Origin of the sequence: Phenylobacterium sp. 58.2.17, assembly GCF_026411515.1 — a bacterium.
Lineage (GTDB): Bacteria > Pseudomonadota > Alphaproteobacteria > Caulobacterales > Caulobacteraceae > Phenylobacterium.
On the sequence record NZ_JAPMTQ010000005.1, the window covers coordinates 75,551 to 91,733 of the forward strand.

21 protein-coding genes and 1 tRNA gene are annotated in these 16,183 nt (G+C 69.7%); 13 read left to right on the forward strand and 9 right to left on the reverse strand.

Annotated elements, in window-relative coordinates:
• The first annotated feature begins 55 nt into the window (after positions 1 to 55).
• The gene (locus tag OUA97_RS06030; protein ID WP_267230919.1) at positions 56 to 694 is read left to right on the forward strand and encodes a LysE family translocator; all 639 of its coding nucleotides are present in this window, start codon (positions 56 to 58) and stop codon (positions 692 to 694) included.
• An 85-nt stretch (positions 695 to 779) separates the two neighbouring features.
• The gene (locus OUA97_RS06035) at positions 780 to 1,361 is read left to right on the forward strand and encodes a CC0125/CC1285 family lipoprotein (protein WP_267230920.1); all 582 of its coding nucleotides are present in this window, start codon (positions 780 to 782) and stop codon (positions 1,359 to 1,361) included.
• Positions 1,362 to 1,364: 3 nt separating this feature from the next.
• Here OUA97_RS06035 and OUA97_RS06040 read toward each other — a convergent pair whose 3' ends face one another.
• The 6 genes from OUA97_RS06040 to OUA97_RS06065 all read right to left on the reverse strand — a co-directional run bounded on the left by OUA97_RS06040 (position 1,365) and on the right by OUA97_RS06065 (position 5,652).
• Positions 1,365 to 3,749 (reverse strand): EAL domain-containing protein, encoded by a 2,385-nt coding sequence (locus OUA97_RS06040; protein ID WP_323690529.1) that lies wholly within the window; start codon positions 3,747 to 3,749, stop codon positions 1,365 to 1,367.
• Positions 3,750 to 3,831: 82 nt separating this feature from the next.
• On the reverse strand, positions 3,832 to 4,080 hold the full coding sequence (locus OUA97_RS06045; protein ID WP_267230921.1) for a hypothetical protein: 249 nt from the start codon (positions 4,078 to 4,080) through the stop codon (positions 3,832 to 3,834).
• Positions 4,073 to 4,384 carry a hypothetical protein gene (locus OUA97_RS06050; protein ID WP_267230922.1) on the reverse strand — a complete coding sequence of 104 codons (312 nt, stop codon included), beginning with the start codon at positions 4,382 to 4,384 and terminating at the stop codon, positions 4,073 to 4,075. Before OUA97_RS06050 ends, OUA97_RS06045 begins: the two co-directional genes overlap by 8 nt.
• A gap of 104 nt (positions 4,385 to 4,488) precedes the next feature.
• Entirely contained in the window at positions 4,489 to 4,623 is a 135-nt protein-coding gene (locus OUA97_RS06055; RefSeq protein ID WP_267230923.1) for a hypothetical protein, read from the reverse strand.
• 116 nt (positions 4,624 to 4,739) lie between these two features.
• Positions 4,740 to 4,814: transfer RNA gene (locus OUA97_RS06060), tRNA-Gly, on the reverse strand.
• A 97-nt stretch (positions 4,815 to 4,911) separates the two neighbouring features.
• Entirely contained in the window at positions 4,912 to 5,652 is a 741-nt protein-coding gene (locus tag OUA97_RS06065) for a DUF6065 family protein (protein ID WP_267230924.1), read from the reverse strand.
• Between the two features lie 93 nt (positions 5,653 to 5,745).
• Between OUA97_RS06065 and OUA97_RS06070 the strand changes: the two genes are divergently transcribed.
• From OUA97_RS06070 to OUA97_RS06085, 4 genes are all read left to right on the forward strand, one after another.
• A complete protein-coding gene (locus OUA97_RS06070) occupies positions 5,746 to 6,258 on the forward strand; it encodes a prolyl-tRNA synthetase associated domain-containing protein (RefSeq protein WP_267230925.1) in 513 nt (170 codons plus the stop codon).
• An 84-nt stretch (positions 6,259 to 6,342) separates the two neighbouring features.
• Positions 6,343 to 7,242: a thioredoxin family protein gene (locus OUA97_RS06075; protein ID WP_267230926.1), complete on the forward strand. Its 900-nt coding sequence runs from the start codon at positions 6,343 to 6,345 to the stop codon at positions 7,240 to 7,242.
• 14 nt (positions 7,243 to 7,256) lie between these two features.
• Positions 7,257 to 7,922, forward strand: coding sequence for an LON peptidase substrate-binding domain-containing protein (locus tag OUA97_RS06080; protein WP_267230927.1), 666 nt, complete (start codon positions 7,257 to 7,259; stop codon positions 7,920 to 7,922).
• 9 nt (positions 7,923 to 7,931) lie between these two features.
• A complete protein-coding gene (locus OUA97_RS06085; protein ID WP_267230928.1) occupies positions 7,932 to 8,135 on the forward strand; it encodes a Trm112 family protein in 204 nt (67 codons plus the stop codon).
• 38 nt (positions 8,136 to 8,173) lie between these two features.
• Here the strand turns inward: OUA97_RS06085 and OUA97_RS06090 are convergent, their stop codons facing one another.
• Positions 8,174 to 9,427, reverse strand: a complete 1,254-nt coding sequence (locus OUA97_RS06090) for a UbiH/UbiF/VisC/COQ6 family ubiquinone biosynthesis hydroxylase (protein WP_267230929.1) — start codon at positions 9,425 to 9,427, stop codon at positions 8,174 to 8,176.
• A gap of 75 nt (positions 9,428 to 9,502) precedes the next feature.
• Between OUA97_RS06090 and OUA97_RS06095 the strand changes: the two genes are divergently transcribed.
• The 3 genes from OUA97_RS06095 (at position 9,503) to OUA97_RS06105 (ending at position 10,814) form a co-directional block, all read left to right on the forward strand.
• On the forward strand, positions 9,503 to 9,694 hold the full coding sequence (locus OUA97_RS06095) for a hypothetical protein (protein ID WP_267230930.1): 192 nt from the start codon (positions 9,503 to 9,505) through the stop codon (positions 9,692 to 9,694).
• Positions 9,695 to 9,820: 126 nt separating this feature from the next.
• Positions 9,821 to 10,066 (forward strand): helix-hairpin-helix domain-containing protein, encoded by a 246-nt coding sequence (locus OUA97_RS06100; RefSeq protein ID WP_267230931.1) that lies wholly within the window; start codon positions 9,821 to 9,823, stop codon positions 10,064 to 10,066.
• Between the two features lie 4 nt (positions 10,067 to 10,070).
• Positions 10,071 to 10,814 carry an EcsC family protein gene (locus OUA97_RS06105; RefSeq protein WP_267230932.1) on the forward strand — a complete coding sequence of 248 codons (744 nt, stop codon included), beginning with the start codon at positions 10,071 to 10,073 and terminating at the stop codon, positions 10,812 to 10,814.
• A gap of 3 nt (positions 10,815 to 10,817) precedes the next feature.
• On the opposite strand, the gene OUA97_RS06110 is transcribed toward OUA97_RS06105, so the two are convergent.
• Positions 10,818 to 11,228, reverse strand: a complete 411-nt coding sequence (locus tag OUA97_RS06110) for a hypothetical protein (RefSeq protein ID WP_267230933.1) — start codon at positions 11,226 to 11,228, stop codon at positions 10,818 to 10,820.
• Between the two features lie 169 nt (positions 11,229 to 11,397).
• Between OUA97_RS06110 and OUA97_RS06115 the strand changes: the two genes are divergently transcribed.
• The 4 genes from OUA97_RS06115 to OUA97_RS06130 all read left to right on the forward strand — a co-directional run bounded on the left by OUA97_RS06115 (position 11,398) and on the right by OUA97_RS06130 (position 15,501).
• Positions 11,398 to 12,498, forward strand: a complete 1,101-nt coding sequence (locus tag OUA97_RS06115; protein WP_267230934.1) for an HlyD family secretion protein — start codon at positions 11,398 to 11,400, stop codon at positions 12,496 to 12,498.
• 12 nt (positions 12,499 to 12,510) lie between these two features.
• Positions 12,511 to 14,142 carry a DHA2 family efflux MFS transporter permease subunit gene (locus OUA97_RS06120; RefSeq protein WP_267230935.1) on the forward strand — a complete coding sequence of 544 codons (1,632 nt, stop codon included), beginning with the start codon at positions 12,511 to 12,513 and terminating at the stop codon, positions 14,140 to 14,142.
• Positions 14,142 to 14,750, forward strand: coding sequence for a TetR/AcrR family transcriptional regulator (locus tag OUA97_RS06125; RefSeq protein ID WP_267230936.1), 609 nt, complete (start codon positions 14,142 to 14,144; stop codon positions 14,748 to 14,750). Before OUA97_RS06120 ends, OUA97_RS06125 begins: the two co-directional genes overlap by 1 nt.
• 91 nt (positions 14,751 to 14,841) lie before the next feature.
• Entirely contained in the window at positions 14,842 to 15,501 is a 660-nt protein-coding gene (locus OUA97_RS06130; protein ID WP_267230937.1) for a PEPxxWA-CTERM sorting domain-containing protein, read from the forward strand.
• Positions 15,502 to 15,505: 4 nt separating this feature from the next.
• On the opposite strand, the gene OUA97_RS06135 is transcribed toward OUA97_RS06130, so the two are convergent.
• Positions 15,506 to 16,111: a TetR/AcrR family transcriptional regulator gene (locus tag OUA97_RS06135; RefSeq protein WP_267230938.1), complete on the reverse strand. Its 606-nt coding sequence runs from the start codon at positions 16,109 to 16,111 to the stop codon at positions 15,506 to 15,508.
• Between the last annotated feature and the right edge of the window lie 72 nt (positions 16,112 to 16,183).

Genomic DNA, 16,183 nt, shown 5'->3' on the forward strand with positions numbered 1-16,183 from the left:
GGATTACCTCGGGGCGGACTCAGCATTTCTGCGTTTCAACACGGCCGATAGACCCATGCAGCTGCCCGTCGATCCCGCCCGCTACGGCGCCTTCCTGGGGGTGATGGCCGTCATGGCCGTGACCCCCGGCCCGGCCAACCTGTTCGCCATCGCCACCGGGGCCCAGAAGGGCAAGGCCGCGGCCCTGGTCGGGGTGGCCGGCATGAACACCGCCACCCTGGTCTGGTTCTGCGCCGCGGCCCTCGGACTCGGCGCGCTGATCCTCGCCTTCCCGCAGATCTTCCACCTGCTGGCCTTCGCCGGAGCGGCCTACATCGCCTGGCTGGGCGTCAAATCGCTGCTGGGCGCCTTCCGTCACGACGCCGAACCGGTTCGTCACGCCTTCAGGCAGGGCAAGTCCGCCTATCTTGACGGTTTCACGGTGCAGATCGCCAATCCCAAGGCGGTGCTGTTCTTCACCGCCGTGCTGCCGCCGTTCCTGGACCCTGCGCGGCCGCTGCCGGCCCAACTGGCGGCGTTCGCCTGCGCGACCCTGACCCTCGATATCCTGGCGATGAGCGCCTACGGTCTGGGCGGCGCGGCTCTGGCCGCCAGGATGACCGAGCCGCGCTTCGCCCGCGGCTTCGCCGTGGTCGTCGGTCTGCTGCTGCTGACCGCGGCGGCATTGATGGCGCGCAAGACTGGCGGAGCTTAACAAGCGCAACCATAATTAGGCCCAGGTGTTTTTCCCTAGTGCGCCACAGTCCGCGAAGGACGCGGAAATTCGGGTCCGAGAAGTCATGTCACGTAAATCCGCCGCCATCGTCGCCAGCCTGGCCCTCACGGCCCTGCTCGGCGCCTGCACGACCGCCACCCCCTACCAGCCGAACGTCACCGGCCAGAAGGTCCAGGGCGGCTATTCGGAGCAGCAGGTCGAGACCGACCGCTTCCGGGTCACCTTCTCCGGCAACAGCCTGACCTCGCGCGAGACGGTCGAGGGCTACCTGCTTTACCGGGCCGCCGAGCTGACCGTGCAGCAGGGCTACGACTGGTTCGAGATCGTCGACCGCAACACCGACGCCGACCGCCGCACCTATATCGACCGCGATCCGTTCTACAGCCCCTGGTACGGGCCGAGCTACGGCTACTGGCGCCCGGCCTGGCGCTACTACGGCGGCCCGTACGGCTGGCGGACCTGGGACCCCTATTGGGGCGACCCCTTCTGGTCGAGCAGCGTCGACGTCCGCACCGTGACCAAGTTCGAGGCCAGCGCCGAGATCGTCATGCGCCGCGGCGCCAAGCCGGCCGACAACCCCGGGGCCTTCGACGCCCGCGCGGTGATGAGCAATCTCGGCCCGCGGGTGCTGCGCCCCGCGCCGTAGGCCTCAGCCGGCCTTCTGGGCCGGCGCCTCGGACCAGTCGTCCAGCGCCGTCAGCGGCGCCGGACGGCCGATCGCATAACCCTGGACCTCGGCGCAGGCCTCGCCGCGCAGGAACTCCAGCTGCTCGAGCGTCTCGACGCCCTCGGCGGTGACCGGGATGTCCAGGCTGCGGCCCAGGCCCAGCACGGCCTTGACGATGGCCGTCGCCCGGTCGTGGCGGTGAATGTTCTCTACGAAGCTCTTGTCGATCTTGATCTTGTCGAATGGGAACGACTGCAGGGTCGAGAGCGACGAGAAGCCGGTGCCGAAGTCGTCCATGGCGATGCGCACGCCCAGCGCCTTCAACCGGCGCAGGTTGTCGAGCGCCCGCTGATAGTCCTTGAACAGCGCCGTCTCGGTGATCTCCAGCTCCAGCCGGCGCGGCGCCAGGCCGGTCTCCATCAGCACCTCGTGCACCAGCGCCGGCAGGTTCGCCTGGTGCAGCTGCACGGGCGACAGGTTGACGGCGATGCGCAGCGGCTTGTCCCAGGCGGCCGCGTCGGCGCAGGCGCGGCGCAGCACCCACTCGCCGAGCGGCAGGATCAGGCCGCTCTCCTCGGCCACGGGAATAAAGTCGATCGGCGCGACCAGGCCGCGCTGGGGGTGACGCCAGCGGACCAGCGCCTCGTAGCCGCAGATCTCGCCGTCCTCAGCGCGGGCCAGCGGCTGATAGTGCAGCACCAGCTCACCGGCGGTGATCGCCTGGCGCAGCTCGCGCGCCACCGTCCGCCGCTCGCGGATGGTCTCGTCCATTTCGCGCTTGAAGAACCGATAGCTCCCGCGGCCGTCCTCCTTGGCGCGATAAAGCGCCATGTCGGCGTTGGCCAGCAGGGCCTCGCCGCTCTCCCCGTCGTCGGGATAGAGGCTGACGCCGAGGCTGGCCCCGACCTGCAGCTGCTGGTCGGCATAGGGGACGGACGCGCTCAGCACCTCGAGCAGTTCGGCGCAGAGCTCGGCCGCGGCGGCCGGCTGGTCGTCCGCCCCGATCTGCACCACGACAAACTCGTCCCCGCCCAGCCGCGCGGCGAAGGACGGGGCGACCACGGCCTGCTGCAGGCGGCGGGCGACCTGCGTCAGGATGGCGTCGCCGGCCAGGTGGCCGTGCAGGTCATTGGCCTCCTTGAAGTGGTCGAGGTCGATGCAGATTACCGACAGGCTCTCGCCCGTGAGCTCGATCCGCTCCAGCGCCTGGGCCAGGCGGGTCTGCATCATGTTACGGTTGGCCAGGCCCGTGAGTCCGTCGTGTTCGGCCAGGTAGCGGATCTTCTCCTCGGCCGAGCGGCGCTCGCGCAGGTCGCGCACCGCCAGCACCATGACGTCGCCCGCCTCGCCGGCTTCGCGGCGCCGTTCGAGCATCCGGCCGAAGGTCTCGACGGGAATGTCCTTGCCGCCGCCGCGTGGGCGCAGCACGCCTTCGCAGCGGGCGTTGTGGGCCACGCACGAGTTGTCGTCGAACATCAGCAGCTCGCCGGTCAACTGGCGGCCGGCCAGGTCGGCCAGCGGCGCGCCGGCCAACGCGCAGAACGCGGCGTTGGCGTCCTGGATGCGGTCGCCCTGCACAACGACGATGCCCTCATAGGCGGCGTCGGCCAGACGGCGGATGCGGGCCAGGGCCTGGGCGTTGGCCCCGCCCTCGATCAGCACCGCGCCCAGGCCGCCGAGAATGATCACGCTGACGATCAGCGCCACGGCCAGGGTCATCATCACCGACGACAGCAGCTGGGCCGGGACGTGGACCGTGGGATCGGGCACGACGGTGATCGCGCCCATGCCGGCGAAGTGCAGGCTGCAGATGGCGAGCGTCAGCAGCAGGCCGGCCAGCAGCTGTTGCGATAGCCGCGCGGCGTCACGGGCCGCGAACATCGCCGCCAGCGCGCCGGCGATCCCGGCCACCACCGACCCGGCGACAATCGCCAGGTCCCAGGCCAGCACGCCCTCGGTCACATAGGCGTTCATGCCGGTGTAGTGCATCGCCCCGACCCCGAGGCCGGCGAGCACGCCGCCGGCGATCTTGCCGGCCCGCCCGGGCGCGAAGGCCGACGCCGCGAACGCCGCGGCCATGAACACCCCAGCGATCAGCAGCGAGGCCAGCGTGCCCAGCGGCAGGAAGCCCGAGCGCAGCCCGGTCTCGTAGGACAGCATGGCGATGAAGTGCGTCGCCCAGACCGAGCAGCCGGCGACCAGGCCGGTAAGCAGGACCCAGGCCGCACGCACACCGTGTCCCGACGCGGTTCGCATCCTTGAGTATAGACGGAAGGCCGTGAAGCAACCGCCGAAGCACACAAGCCCCGCGACAACAACCAGGCGCAGATCATGTTCTGTCGCCAGGCAACTTAACACTTTGAACACTATAAACCACGCCCCGGCGGCTGAAAGAGGCGCGCGTTCTAGGCGGGCAGGGTAAATAAACGGCTCACCAGACCAAATAAAGTCAGGCTCCCGCGCGCCAGCCCAGCCCGACGGTGGTGACCGCCGGCATGGCCCGCAACCGTTCGACGAGCAGCCCGGCGGCCTCGGCGCCGATGCCGCCCGCCTCCAGCCGGATCGAGGTCGCCCCTGCGCCCTGTTCGGCGGCCAGGCTGAGAATCTGCGCGCCCTGGACCGCGAACGGGGCCAACACCCGCAGGACGATGTCCGCCTCCGGGCGCGCTTCGATCAGGAAGGTCCGCCGCTCAGCCATGTTTGAGCGCCTGGTCGGGATAGACCTTGGCCAGCAGCAGCCGCCCGGCCCCGTCGAAGGCGCGCAGGCGCAGCGCCTCGGGCGCGGCCTCGGTCGCCCAGATCAGCTCGCAGGCCGGCGCGGCGCTCGGCCAGGCCAGGTCCAGCGCCTGCTCGACGGCGAGCAGCGCTTCGAGGCCGCCGGTCAGCGTCGCCTCCAGGCGGGCGGTCTGCTCCAGCAGGGCTTCGTGGGCCAGCGCGGCGGCGAACCGGCGGGCCGCCAGCCCCGCGCTGGCGGGATCGGATGAGAGGGTGGAGTGGTCCATTGCAGTCAGTCCTTTCGAGAATGAAGGACCGACGGAGCGCGCAACAAAAAACCCCGCTGCCTGTTCGGGAGCGGGGTTCCTGATCTTGCGATCCGTCGGCTTGTCTAAAGCGCGCGCGTCCGCCCCGTCCCAATGGTGGGGGTAATAATAATCATCATGGTGGTTTTCGACGCGCAGGCGGCCGCGCGCGCAGCGGTGCGCGCGTTCGTCAGGCCGGCAAGGTCGAGAGCCAGGGTCATCGCCGCGACCTATAGCTCAGGGCCCGCCGGCCGCGCAACTCGGGTCGCGGCCAAAGACCTGGCCAAAACGCAAAAGGGCCGCCCGAAGGCGACCCCTGCTTGGTCCGATTTCCGATTGGAGCGGGCGAAGAGATTCGAACTCTCGACCCCAACCTTGGCAAGGTTGTGCTCTACCACTGAGCTACGCCCGCACTCCGAAGCGACTTGGTGTTCCGTGCCGCCCGAAAATCGAGAGCGGGCTTATGGCAGAGCGCCCGCACGTTGGCAACACCATCAGCCGTTTTTTTCTCAACCGAATTTCGGACCCTTCAAACGGCGCTTGTTGACGTGGTCCTTGGGGGCCTCGCCGGTCTCCTCGGGGAACTCGCCGCGGAAGTAGTAGCGCTGCCAGGCTTCCTTGGTGGCGTCGGGGTCGGCGCGGAAAATCCGCTTGTTGAACTCGCTGCGGTGCTTCTCCCAGGTGTCGTACTGCTCGCGCAGCTCGGGATTGCGATCCATGCCCCGGATCACCGGCTGAAACTCGGCGAGTTCGCGGTCCTTGGTCAGGGTGATGAAGCAGAACGGCTCGCCCTTTTCGAACCGCACCTGGCCGGGGCGGGTGAACATCCAGTTCATCGTGAACGGGAACGGCAGCCATTCGGTCTCGACCAGGCCTGCCAGCGGCTGGATCCCGTCCTTGATGTGGTTGGGCGGCCCCTGGGCGATCATCGACCAGCCGGGCGGGGTCTTGAACAGGTAGCCGGGGTGGAAGGTCATCACCCCATGGCTGAAGTGGCTCTTCACGAAGTTGTGGAAATCCGGGTGCGGCCGGTCCGGGAAGAGCTTGATGTCATCCTGCATCACCCCGCCGTTCCACTCGGCGGTGAACGCCATCGGGCAAAGGATCTCCCAGCCGGTGGTGTTGGCCATGGTCAGCGGCAGGCAGCGATAGGGGTGGCGCTCGGCGAAGCGGTCCATCCAGGCGCGCTGCGGCCGGCCCGGCACGATTTCCGGCGGCCGCTCGGCGGTGGGATAGCACTCGAGCTCCATGGGCTCCTCCAGCTTTCTGTCCTTGCGACTGCTCTAGCCCCCGGACGGGCCCGCCGCTAGCGGCCAACAGCAGCCATGCGCTAAGCAGGCGCCATGAAGACCCGGTCAGACCTCATCGCCTTCTTCGACGCGCACGGCGTCGATCACGACACCACCGACCATGCGGCCGTGTTCCGGGTCGGCGAGGGCGAGGGGATCAAGGACGACATCCCCGGCGCCCACACCAAGAACCTGTTCCTGAAGGACGCCAAGGGCCGCCTGTGGCTGATCTCGGCCCAGGACGACACCCAGATCGACCTCAAGCGGCTGCACACGGTGATCGGCTCGGCGCGGCTGTCGTTCGGCTCGGCCGAACTGATGGAGCAGGTGCTGGGCGTCACCCCCGGCTCGGTCACCGCCTTCGCCCTGATCAACGACCTCGAGCGCCAGGCGACCTTCGTGCTCGACGCCCGCCTGGCGCGGGCCGAACGGGTGAATTTCCACCCGCTGACCAACACCGCCACCACCGGCGTGTCCCAGGCCGGGTTCGCCCGCTTCCTGCAGGCGCTGGGGATCGCGCCCATGGTGGTCGACTTCGCAGCCATGGCCGTGGTCGAGGACGCCTAAAGCCCCGTTGAAGCGAAGGCTCTAAGGGACCATTTTAGCGCCCGGACGCGTTACGTCCCGATAACCCCCGTTTGGAAGACCCTCATGAGCCTGATCGGCGAGACCCAGCCCCAAGCCGCCGCCGGCGACCTGATCAAGGACGGCACCGACGCCAGCTTCGTGGCCGACGTCATCGAGGCGTCGAAGGAGACCCCGGTCATCGTCGACTTCTGGGCGACCTGGTGCGGCCCGTGCCGCCAGCTCGGCCCGTCGATCGAGAAGAACGTCCTGGCCGCCAAGGGCAAGGTCAAGCTGGTCAAGATCGACATCGACGCTAACCCGCAGTTCGCCGGCCAGCTGCGCGTGCAGTCGATTCCGGCGGTGTTCGCCTTCGTCGGCGGCCGCCCGGTCGACGGCTTCATGGGCGCCCTGCCCGACAGCCAGGTGAAGCAGTTCGTCGACCGCATCGCCGGCCAGGCCCCGGCCAACGCCGTCGACGAGCTGCTGGCCATGGCCAAGGAGAGCCTGGAGGTCGGCGACATCGGCGGCGCGGCCCAGGCCTACGCCCAGGTGCTGCAGGCCGAGCCCGACAATGTGAAGGCCATCGGCGGCCTGGCCCGCTGCTACCTTACCGGCGGCGACGCGGAGCGGGCGGCCGAGGTCGCCGCCATGGCCCCGGACGACGCCAAGGACGCCGACCTCGACAGCGTGCGCGCCGCCCTGGCGCTCGCCGAAGAGGGCCCGAGCGAAACCGGCGAGTTCGAACAACGCCTGGCCAAGGACGCAAACGACCACGAGGCCCGCTACGAGATCGCCAAGGCCCTGGCCGCCCGCGGGGCCTGGGCCGAGGCCTCCGATCACCTGCTGACCATCATCGCCGCCGACCGCGCCTGGAACGACGAGGCCGCGCGCAAGCAGCTGCTGACCATCTTCGAGGCCGCCGGTTCCGGCTCCGACATCACCCGCGCCGGCCGCCGCCGGCTTTCATCCATCCTGTTCTCATGAGGAAGGGCCGCCTCATGCCGGCCGCCGCATTTCGCAGAGCTTCAGACCTCCCCCAGGTGATCCCGGTGTTCCCGCTGGACGGGGCTCTGCTGCTGCCTGGCGGCGACCTGCCGCTGCAGATCTTCGAGCCGCGCTACCTGAACATGATCGACGACGTTATGGCCGGCGACCGGATGATCGGCATGGTCCAGACGCGCTCCGGCGGCGACCGGACCCGGCCGAACCTGGCCAGCGTCGGCTGCTGCGGACGGATCACGAGCTTTTCGGAGACCTCCGACGGCCGCTACCTGATCACCCTGACCGGCGTCTGCCGCTTCCTGGTGCGCGAGGAGCTGTCGGTGGCCACCCCCTATCGCCAGGTGCGGGCCGAGTTCGAGTCCTACGCTGAGGACCTCAGCGTCGAAGCCGCGGACATTCCCGCCTTCGACCGCCGCCGCTTCGCCGGCGCGCTCAAGCGCTACCTGAACCGCCGCGAACTCGACATCGACTGGGAGACCGCCGAGACCGCGCCGCTGGAAAGCCTGGTGACCTCGCTGGCGATGGGACTGCCGTTCGAGCCGGCCGAGAAGCAGGCGCTGCTCGAAGCCCCGACCGTCGCCGACCGCTGCGAAGCCCTGACCGCCCTGCTCGAGATCGACAGTCTCGAAGCGGACGATGACGGCCCGCAGTCGATCCAGTAGAAGCGCGCCATGTCCGACGCCCTCGCCCCGCTCGCCCTGACCGCCGACGTCGATCCGCGGCTGCTGGAAATTCTCGTCTGCCCGGTCACCCACGGGCCGCTGGTCTATGACCGCGAGGCCGGCGAGCTGGTCAGCCAGGGCGCCAAGCTCGCCTATCCGATCCGCGACGGCGTGCCGATCATGCTGCCGGAAGAGGCGCGGACGATCGACTGAAGCAACCGCCGCCCATCCCCGCGAAGGCGGGGACCCGACTACAGCGCCTCGCCCCGCAGGAGCCGCGGCAGGTCGCCGGTCGCGCCGCCGGCGTCTTCCATGAAGAACCGCCGCGCCGGGCCGATGCGGTTGACCGCCGCCATGCCGACCCCGCGCGCCAGCCGCAGCACCGGGTTGTCGTTCGAGAACAGCCGCGTGAACACGTCGGTGGCCGCCGCCAGCATCACGGTGTCGAAGCTGCGCCAGCGGGCGTAGCGCTCCAGCACCAGCTCCGAGCCGATGTCCTCGCCCAGCCGCGCGGCCTCGACCAGCACCTGGGCCAGCGCCGCCGCGCCCTTCAGGCCAAGGTTCAGCCCCTGGCCGGCGATCGGGTGGACGCCGTGGGCGGCGTCGCCCAGCAGCACCGCCCGCGGCGCGGTCATCCGCTCGGCCAGCTGCAGCGACAGCGGATAGGTGAAGACAGGCCCGTCGAGGGTCGCGGCCCCCAGGAACTCCCCGAACCGGCGCTGCAGATGGGCGTGGAACGCCTGCGGCGAAGCCGCCTTCAGCGCCGCGGCCCTCGCCCGGCTCTCGGTCCAGACCAGGCTGGCGCGGTCCTCGGTCAGCGGCAGGATCGCGAACGGCCCGCCGGGCAGGAAGTATTCATGGGCCACGCCCTCGTGGCCGCGGGCCAGCCGCACCGTGGCGACGACGCCGGTCTGCGGATAGTCCCAGCCGGTGACGCCGACGCCAGCCGCCTTGCGCACCACCGAGCCGCGGCCCTCGGCCCCGACCACCAGCGGCGCACGCAGGGTCCGGCCGTCCTCCAGGGTGACGCTGGCCCCGCTGGCGCCGAGCTCGACGCCCGCGACCCTGGCCGGCGCCTCGACCCGGATCGCGGCCCGCCCGACCCCGACCGCCAGGGCCGCGCGGGTGCGCCGGTTCTCCAGCATGTAGCCGAGCGGCTCGCCGTCCGAGCGGTCGGCGATCTCGGCGGAATCGAAGCGCAGGTAGAACGGCGTCGGCGCCCGCGCCGCCGCCCCCGGCGAGAAGCCGTCGGTGACCAGGATCTGTTCGATGCGCTGGGCGTAGGGCTCGATCTCGGCGGCCAGGCCCAGGGTCCGCCACTGGCGGAACGAGGCGAAGGCGATGGCCGAGGCGCGACCGTCGAAGGTCGGCGCCACCTGATCGTCGAACACCACCGGATCGATCAGCAGCGGCTCCAGCCCCGCGCTCTTCAGGGCCAGCGCCAAGGTCGCCCCCGCCATTCCGGCGCCGGCGATGATCACGTCCGCATCGAAGGTCTCAGCCATGGGCGGATATGCCGACGAACGGCGGCAAAGGTCCAGCGCCTTGCGCCGGCTCCGCCACATGGCCAAGCTACCTTGATGAGACGAATTCCTGATTGGGCGCTCTGGACCCTGGTCCTCACGAACCTCGCCCTCCTCGCCGGCGCGGCGGTGTCGGGCCTTTTGCTCGGTGGATCGCCGTCGATCACCAACGCCGGCCTCTCGGCGCTGGCGATCGTCATCTTTGGCCCAGAGCTCTATCGCCGAGTCCGCTCGCGCCAGCGAAGCTAGGATCAGCCGCCGCCGAGGACCCGCGGGCCCGAGGACGTCCAAGAGGCCGTGATCGGCGCGGCCGACTATCCCGCCCCGCCGATAGCCCCTATCTCTGGGATTGGCGACGCTAACCGAGGGTATGCGATGGCTTTCTCCGCCGACGAACGCGCGATCCTGCTGGCCGTGAAGGGCGTCGGCCCGACCGTGGTGCAGCGTCTGGAACAGGTCGGGATCGAGGATCTCGCCGCCCTCGCCCGCCAGGACGCCGGCGCGGTCTGCGCCGCGGCCTCGGCCCTGGTCGGCTCGACCTGCTGGCGCAACAGCCCCCAGGCGCGCGGAGCGATCGCGGCCGCCATCGAGGCCGCTCGCGCCCATACGGCGGATGCCTGACGCCATGGCCAAGGACCAGCCGCCGTTCGGCGCGTCGGAAGCCGAGTACGAGGCCTGGGCCAGACAGGAGGTCGCCCGCTGGCGCGGCCAGATGCTGAAGGCCCCGAACCTGCTCGACAAGACCACCCGCGGCGTCCAGCAGAAGATCAACCAGGTCATCCCCGAGCAGGTGCACAAGACCGCCACCGCCGTCATCGAGCAGATGACCCGCGCGATCCTGACGGGCTCCAACGTCGTCACCGCCGCGCCCCTGCTCGACGCCCCGTTGGCGGTGCGCGACGCCCGGGCCATCGCGACCATCGGCGGCTATCGCACCACCGCGGCGGTCGAGGGCGGCGTCGCCGGGGCCGGCGGCTTCTGGCTGGCGGTCGCCGACTTCCCGGCGCTCATCGCCATCAAACTCAAGCTCCTGTTCGACCTGATGGCGATCTACGGCCAGTCGGGTAAGGACTTCTCCGAGCGGCTCTACCTGCTGCACATCTTCCAGCTGGCCTTTTCCTCGGCCGCGCACCGCGCCGAGGTGTTCCGCGCCATGGAGGACTGGGACGCCCGTCCCCACCCCCAGCACCTGGACGACTTCGACTGGCGCCGCTTCCAGCAGGAGTACCGGGACTACATCGATCTGGCGAAGATGGCGCAGCTGATCCCGATCATCGGCGCCCCCGTCGGGGCGGTGGTGAACTGGCGGCTGACCCAACGGGTCGGCGACATGGCGATCAACGCCTACCGCATGCGGCGGCTGGGCTGAAGGCTACCAGCACATCGGCTCGCCTATGCCGCCTTCGACCTCGATCGCATGGCCCGAGGCGTTCACCCGCCAGGCAACGTGAACGTTCTGTGCGCAAGCCACGTTCGAGACAACGAATGTCGCATACTGCACTTGTTCGGTCAGCGGTTGACGCCGGCGGATTGTGAACCCCTGAGCGCTGAGCGCCTCGATGACCTTGTCGTCCGAAATGCCGGCCGGCAGGGTACTGCGCAGGCGGTCGGCGAATTGCCGGCTTGCCGCCTGCGGTTCGTCGCTGAGGCCTCTCAACAGCTCAGGCGCCGCGTGGCGGCCGAGGACGCCGATCGCCAGCACCGCGCCAACGATGGCTGAAACACCCAAGAGGCCGAACGCCTCAAGCCACCCCATTCGGATGGCGCCATTTGGGTTGAGCATCCGCCCTCTCCGCTCCCATGGCCGGATTTGCGGGCTCGGCGACTTTCCGCTCCGTTAATGTTTCTTGGACGCTTTCGTCCATTTTACCCATTGCCGGCCGTCCGAACTCGCCCTACTTCAGTCTTGATTGGACTTTTGCGTCCACTTTTCGGTTTTTCAGGCGCTCCACATGGCGGTTTTGCCCAAGAAGCTCGTGCCCCTCGCCGTCGGCGGGGTCGTCGCGGTCGGCCTGGTGGTCGGCGGCGGCGTCTGGTGGATGAACAAGCAGAAGTTCGAAACCACCGACAACGCCTTCATCCAGGCCGACAAGGTCAGCGTCGCGCCGCAGGTCGACGGCTATGTCGCCGAGGTCCTGGTCGCCGACAATCAGCACGTCCAGGCCGGCCAGGTGCTGGTGCGGCTCGACACCGCGCCGCTGAAGGCGGCGCTCGCCCAGGCCGAGGCCAACGCCGCGGCGCTGGACGCCGCCGTCCGTGCGGTCGACGACAAGGCCCGGCTCGAACAGGCGATGATCGCCCAGAGGGCGGCCGGGGTCGCCGCCGCCCACGCCGAGTCCCAGCTGGCCCAGGCCGAACTGGCCCGCTACGGGACGCTCGCCGGCCAGGGCTGGGTGGCGCCCCAGCGTGAACAGTCGGCGCGCGCCGCCGCCGGCCAGGCCAGCGCCAGCGTCGCCCAGGCCAAAGCCGCGCTGGAGGCCGAACGCCGCAGCGCCGAAAGCCTCGGCTCGGCCCGGGACCAGACCATCGCCCAGGCCCAGGCCGCCCGCGCCGTGGTCGAGCAGGCCCGCATCAACCTGGAACGCGCCGAGATCAAGGCGCCGGCGTCGGGCGTGGTCGGCGCCCGCGCCGTGCGCACCGGCCAGTACGTCCGCCCCGGCTCCTCGCTGATGACCGTCGTGCCGCTGGGCCAAGCCTATGTGGTCGCCAACTTCAAGGAGACCCAGGTCGCCCGCCTGAAGATCGGCCAGCCGGTCACCATCCATGCCGACGCCTTCGGCAAGCAGGCGATCCCCGGCCGCATCGACAGCTTCGCTCCGGCCACCGGCTCGGAGTTCGCCCTGATCCCGGTCGAGAATGCGGTCGGCAACTTCACCAAGATCGCCCAGCGCCTGCCGGTGAAGATCGTCGTCGATCCGAAGTCGCCGTTGGCCGGCGCTCTGCGGCCGGGCCTATCGGTCGACGTCAAGGTCGACGTCACCGCCGACACCGGCCCGAGCTTCGCCGAAGCCACGCCCACGGCCGAGTACGCCCGGCGCGGGGAAGCCCGCTAGGGACTTGGCGCCGTGACCGACGCCGCCCTCGACGATCCGCAGAAATCCCCGGCGTCGGCCCCGCCCGCGCCGGCCGGCGCACACGTCACCGCCTCGGGCGAGGTCGACTGGGTCAAGATCTTCCTCGGCTTCGGCGGGATGGTGGTCGGCCAGTTCATGGCCACGCTCGACATCCAGATCGTCGCCTCCTCGCTCAGCCAGATCCAGGCCGGCATCGGCGCCAGCGCCGACGAGATCAGCTGGGTGCAGACCATCTACCTGCTGGCCGAGGTGGTGATCATTCCGCTCACCGCGTACCTGACCAAGATGTGGGGCACGCGGCCGGTCTACGTGTTCGCCGCCGCCGGCTTCATCGTCACCTCGATCCTCACCGGCCTGTCGACCAGCATCGAGATGATGATCGTCACCCGGGCGCTGCAGGGCCTGACCGCCGGCGCGATGATCCCGGCCGTGTTCGCCACCGCCATGACCGTGTTCCCGCCCGAAAAGCGGGTGATGGCCAACGTCACGGTCGGGCTGATCGTCACTCTGGCGCCGACCATCGGCCCGACCCTGGGCGGTCACCTGACCGAGGCGCTCAACTGGCGCTGGCTGTTCTTCATCAACATCCCGGCCGGCCTGCTGGTGATGTTCCTGGTCGGCCGCTACGGCGACTTCGACAAGGGCGACCCGAGCCTGGCCAAGGGCATCGACTGGTTCGGCCTGTTCACCATGACGGTGTTCCTGCTGTCGATGCAGTACGTCATCGAGGAAGGCTCCGGCGAGGGCTGGTTCGACGACGACCTGATCCTGTGGCTGACCGTCACCGCGGTGATCACCGGGGTGGTGTTCATCTGGCGGCAGCTCACCTATCGCCAGCCCATCGTCTCGCTCAAACCGTTCCAGGACCGCAACTTCACGCTCGGCTTCCTGATGAACGCGGTGTCGGGGATGAGCCTGTTCGGCGGCACCTTCATCCTGCCGCTGTTCCTCGGGCAGATCCGCCAGTATTCGGCGGCCGAGGTCGGCACCACCATGCTGGTCTCGGGCCTGGCCATGTTCCTCAGCGCCCCGGTGGTCGGCCGCGTCGTGCGGTTGATGGACCCGCGCATCTCGCTGGTGGCCGGCTTCGCGCTGGCCGCCTACGGCGTCGGGTTGGGGGTGCGGGTCACCGCCGAGTGGGGCTTCTGGGAGTTCGCGGCCTTGCAGGCGATCCGCGGCTTCGGGGTGATGGTCGCGATGATCGCGGCCCAGGCGCTGTCGGTCTCCACCCTGCCGGTCTCAATGATGAAGGACGCCTCGGGCCTGGTGAACCTGGTCCGCAACGTCGGCGGCGCCATTGGCCTGGCGATCCTGACCACCATTCTCACCGACCAGACCGCCGTCCACCTGTCGGAGCTGTCGGCGGGCATGAGCATCGCCAGCCTGCAGGGCCAGGAAATGCTGGCCGGCATGACCTCGATGATGGAGGCCCAGGGCCTGGCCAATCCGGAAGGCGCGGCCCGCAAGTTCCTCGGCATGGCCCTCTACCGCGACGCCGCGGTGCTCGGCTTTGGCGACGGGTTCTACTTCCTGGCGCTCGGCTGCGCCGTCGCCGCCCTGCTCGGCTTCCTGGCGACGCCGGGCAAGAGCGATCCGCCCAGCGGCGGCGGCGGAGGCCACTGATGCCCCGCGCGCCCGGCCAGATCGACCTCGCCAAGACCGAGGCCATCCTCGACGCCGCCGCCCAGGTGTTCGGCGAGCGCGGCCTGGCCGCCTCCATGGAGGAGATCGCCCGCCGCGCACGCGTGTCGAAGCAGACGATCTACAACCACTACGGCTCCAAGCCTGAGCTGATCCGCGCCATCGTCGACCGGCGGGTGTCGGAGATCACCGCCCCGCTGCTGCTGCCCGAGGCCCTGGACCATCCTGAGGACGCGCTGGTCGCCTTCGGGCGATCGATGCTGTCGACGGTGATGCTCTCGCGCGGGGTCTCCATGCTGCGCATGACCGTCGAGGCGGCGGCCGAGCATCCCGATCTCGCCCGCGCGTTCTTCGAGGCCGGCCCCGCCACCTCACGTCGCCGGCTGGCCGAGTTCCTGCAGATCGAGACCGCCAATGGCCGCCTGGCCGTGGGCGACCCGGCCCTGGCGGCCGAGTTCTTCGCCGGCATGGTCGTCGGCGCTCACCAAATCTCCCAGCTGCTCGGCGTCTTCCGGGAGCTCGACGAGGCCGAGATCGAGCGGGTCGCGCGCGAGGCCGCCCAACGCTTCATGAAGGCCTATTCGGCGTAGAACGCCGTCGGCCGCACAACCTTCATCGAACCGAGATACGGGCGCCATGCGCCTGGGCCATCAGCCCTCAAGTCTTAACTCGAGGGTAACCATGTTCGCCAAGTCCCTGGGCCTCGCCGCCCTCGTCGCCGCCGCCTCGCTCGCGCTGCCCGCGGCGGCCGCGACCACCATCACGCCGGTCGGCGTCACCGCCACCAACACCTTCCCGTTCTGGGGGATCTACAATCCCGAGAACCTGATCGACGGCAGCGGCCTGTCGGGCGGCCTGCACGACGCCGACTTCGGCGCCATGTGGATGACCGACCTCGGGGTTTCGGCCGCCACCCTCACCTTCGATCTCGGCCAGACCTTCAAGCTCTCGGGCGCCGACATCTGGAACTACAACTTCGGCGTCGAGGAATTCGCCTCGACCCTCGACCGCGCCTCCAAGGCCTTCAGGATCTCGATCTCCACCGACGGCCTGACCTACACCCAGGTGCTGGCCGGCGAGCTGTCGCGCGGCACGGGCCAGGCGCTGGCGGCCGAGAGCTTCGGCCTCGGCGGCACGGCGCGCTACGTCCAGATCGCGCTGGACGGCAATCACCAGAAGTATCCGGAGACCTACGGCTACGCCCCGATCGGGCTGTCGGAGGTGCGTTTCACCGGCTCGGCCGTGCCCGAGCCCGCCACCTGGGCGATGATGATCGCCGGCTTCGGCCTGGCCGGCGCGGCCCTGCGCTCGGCCCGCCGCCGCGGCCAGCAGTTCGCCTGATGCGTCAGGGCGCGGTAAGCGGCTCCCAGGCCGCCATCGCGCCCTTGGCCACCGCCAGCAGCCTCTCCTGGCTGGCCCCGTCGCGGGCCTGGATCGACATGCCCTGCTGGACGGTCAGGTAGAACGCCGCCAGGGCGGCGACATCGACGCTCGGCGGCAGGTCGCCGTCATCGACCGCCCGGCGCAGGCGCGCCTCCAGCGCGGACTGGCCCTGGGCCCGGTTCTCGCGCAGGGCGGCGCAGACGCTGGCGCTGGCCTCCGTCGTGTTGAGCTGCGAGAGCACGACCATGCAGCCACGCGGCTTGCCGGGCCTTGAGAAGGAATGTGCGGTGGCGGTCAGGAAACCTTCCACGGCCGCGCACGCGTCCGGCGCGTTTTCGACCACGTCCCAGATTTCCGGCCCCTCGATGCGGCCGTAGAGCTCGATCGCCTCGCGGAACAGCGCCTCCTTCGAGCCGAAGGCCGCGTAGAGGCTGGGCGAGCCGATGCCCATGGCCCCGGTCAGGTCGCTGATCGAGGCGCCCTCGTAACCCTTGACCCAGAACACCTCCATCGCCCGGCGAAGCGCCGCATCCCGGTCGAAGCTGCGAGGTCGGCCGCGTTCGGCCATGAGGACACCTTTCTGTAGCGACCGATATATAAAAGCCTTGACGGGTCCCGGCAAGCCGACCATCTGCTTTCT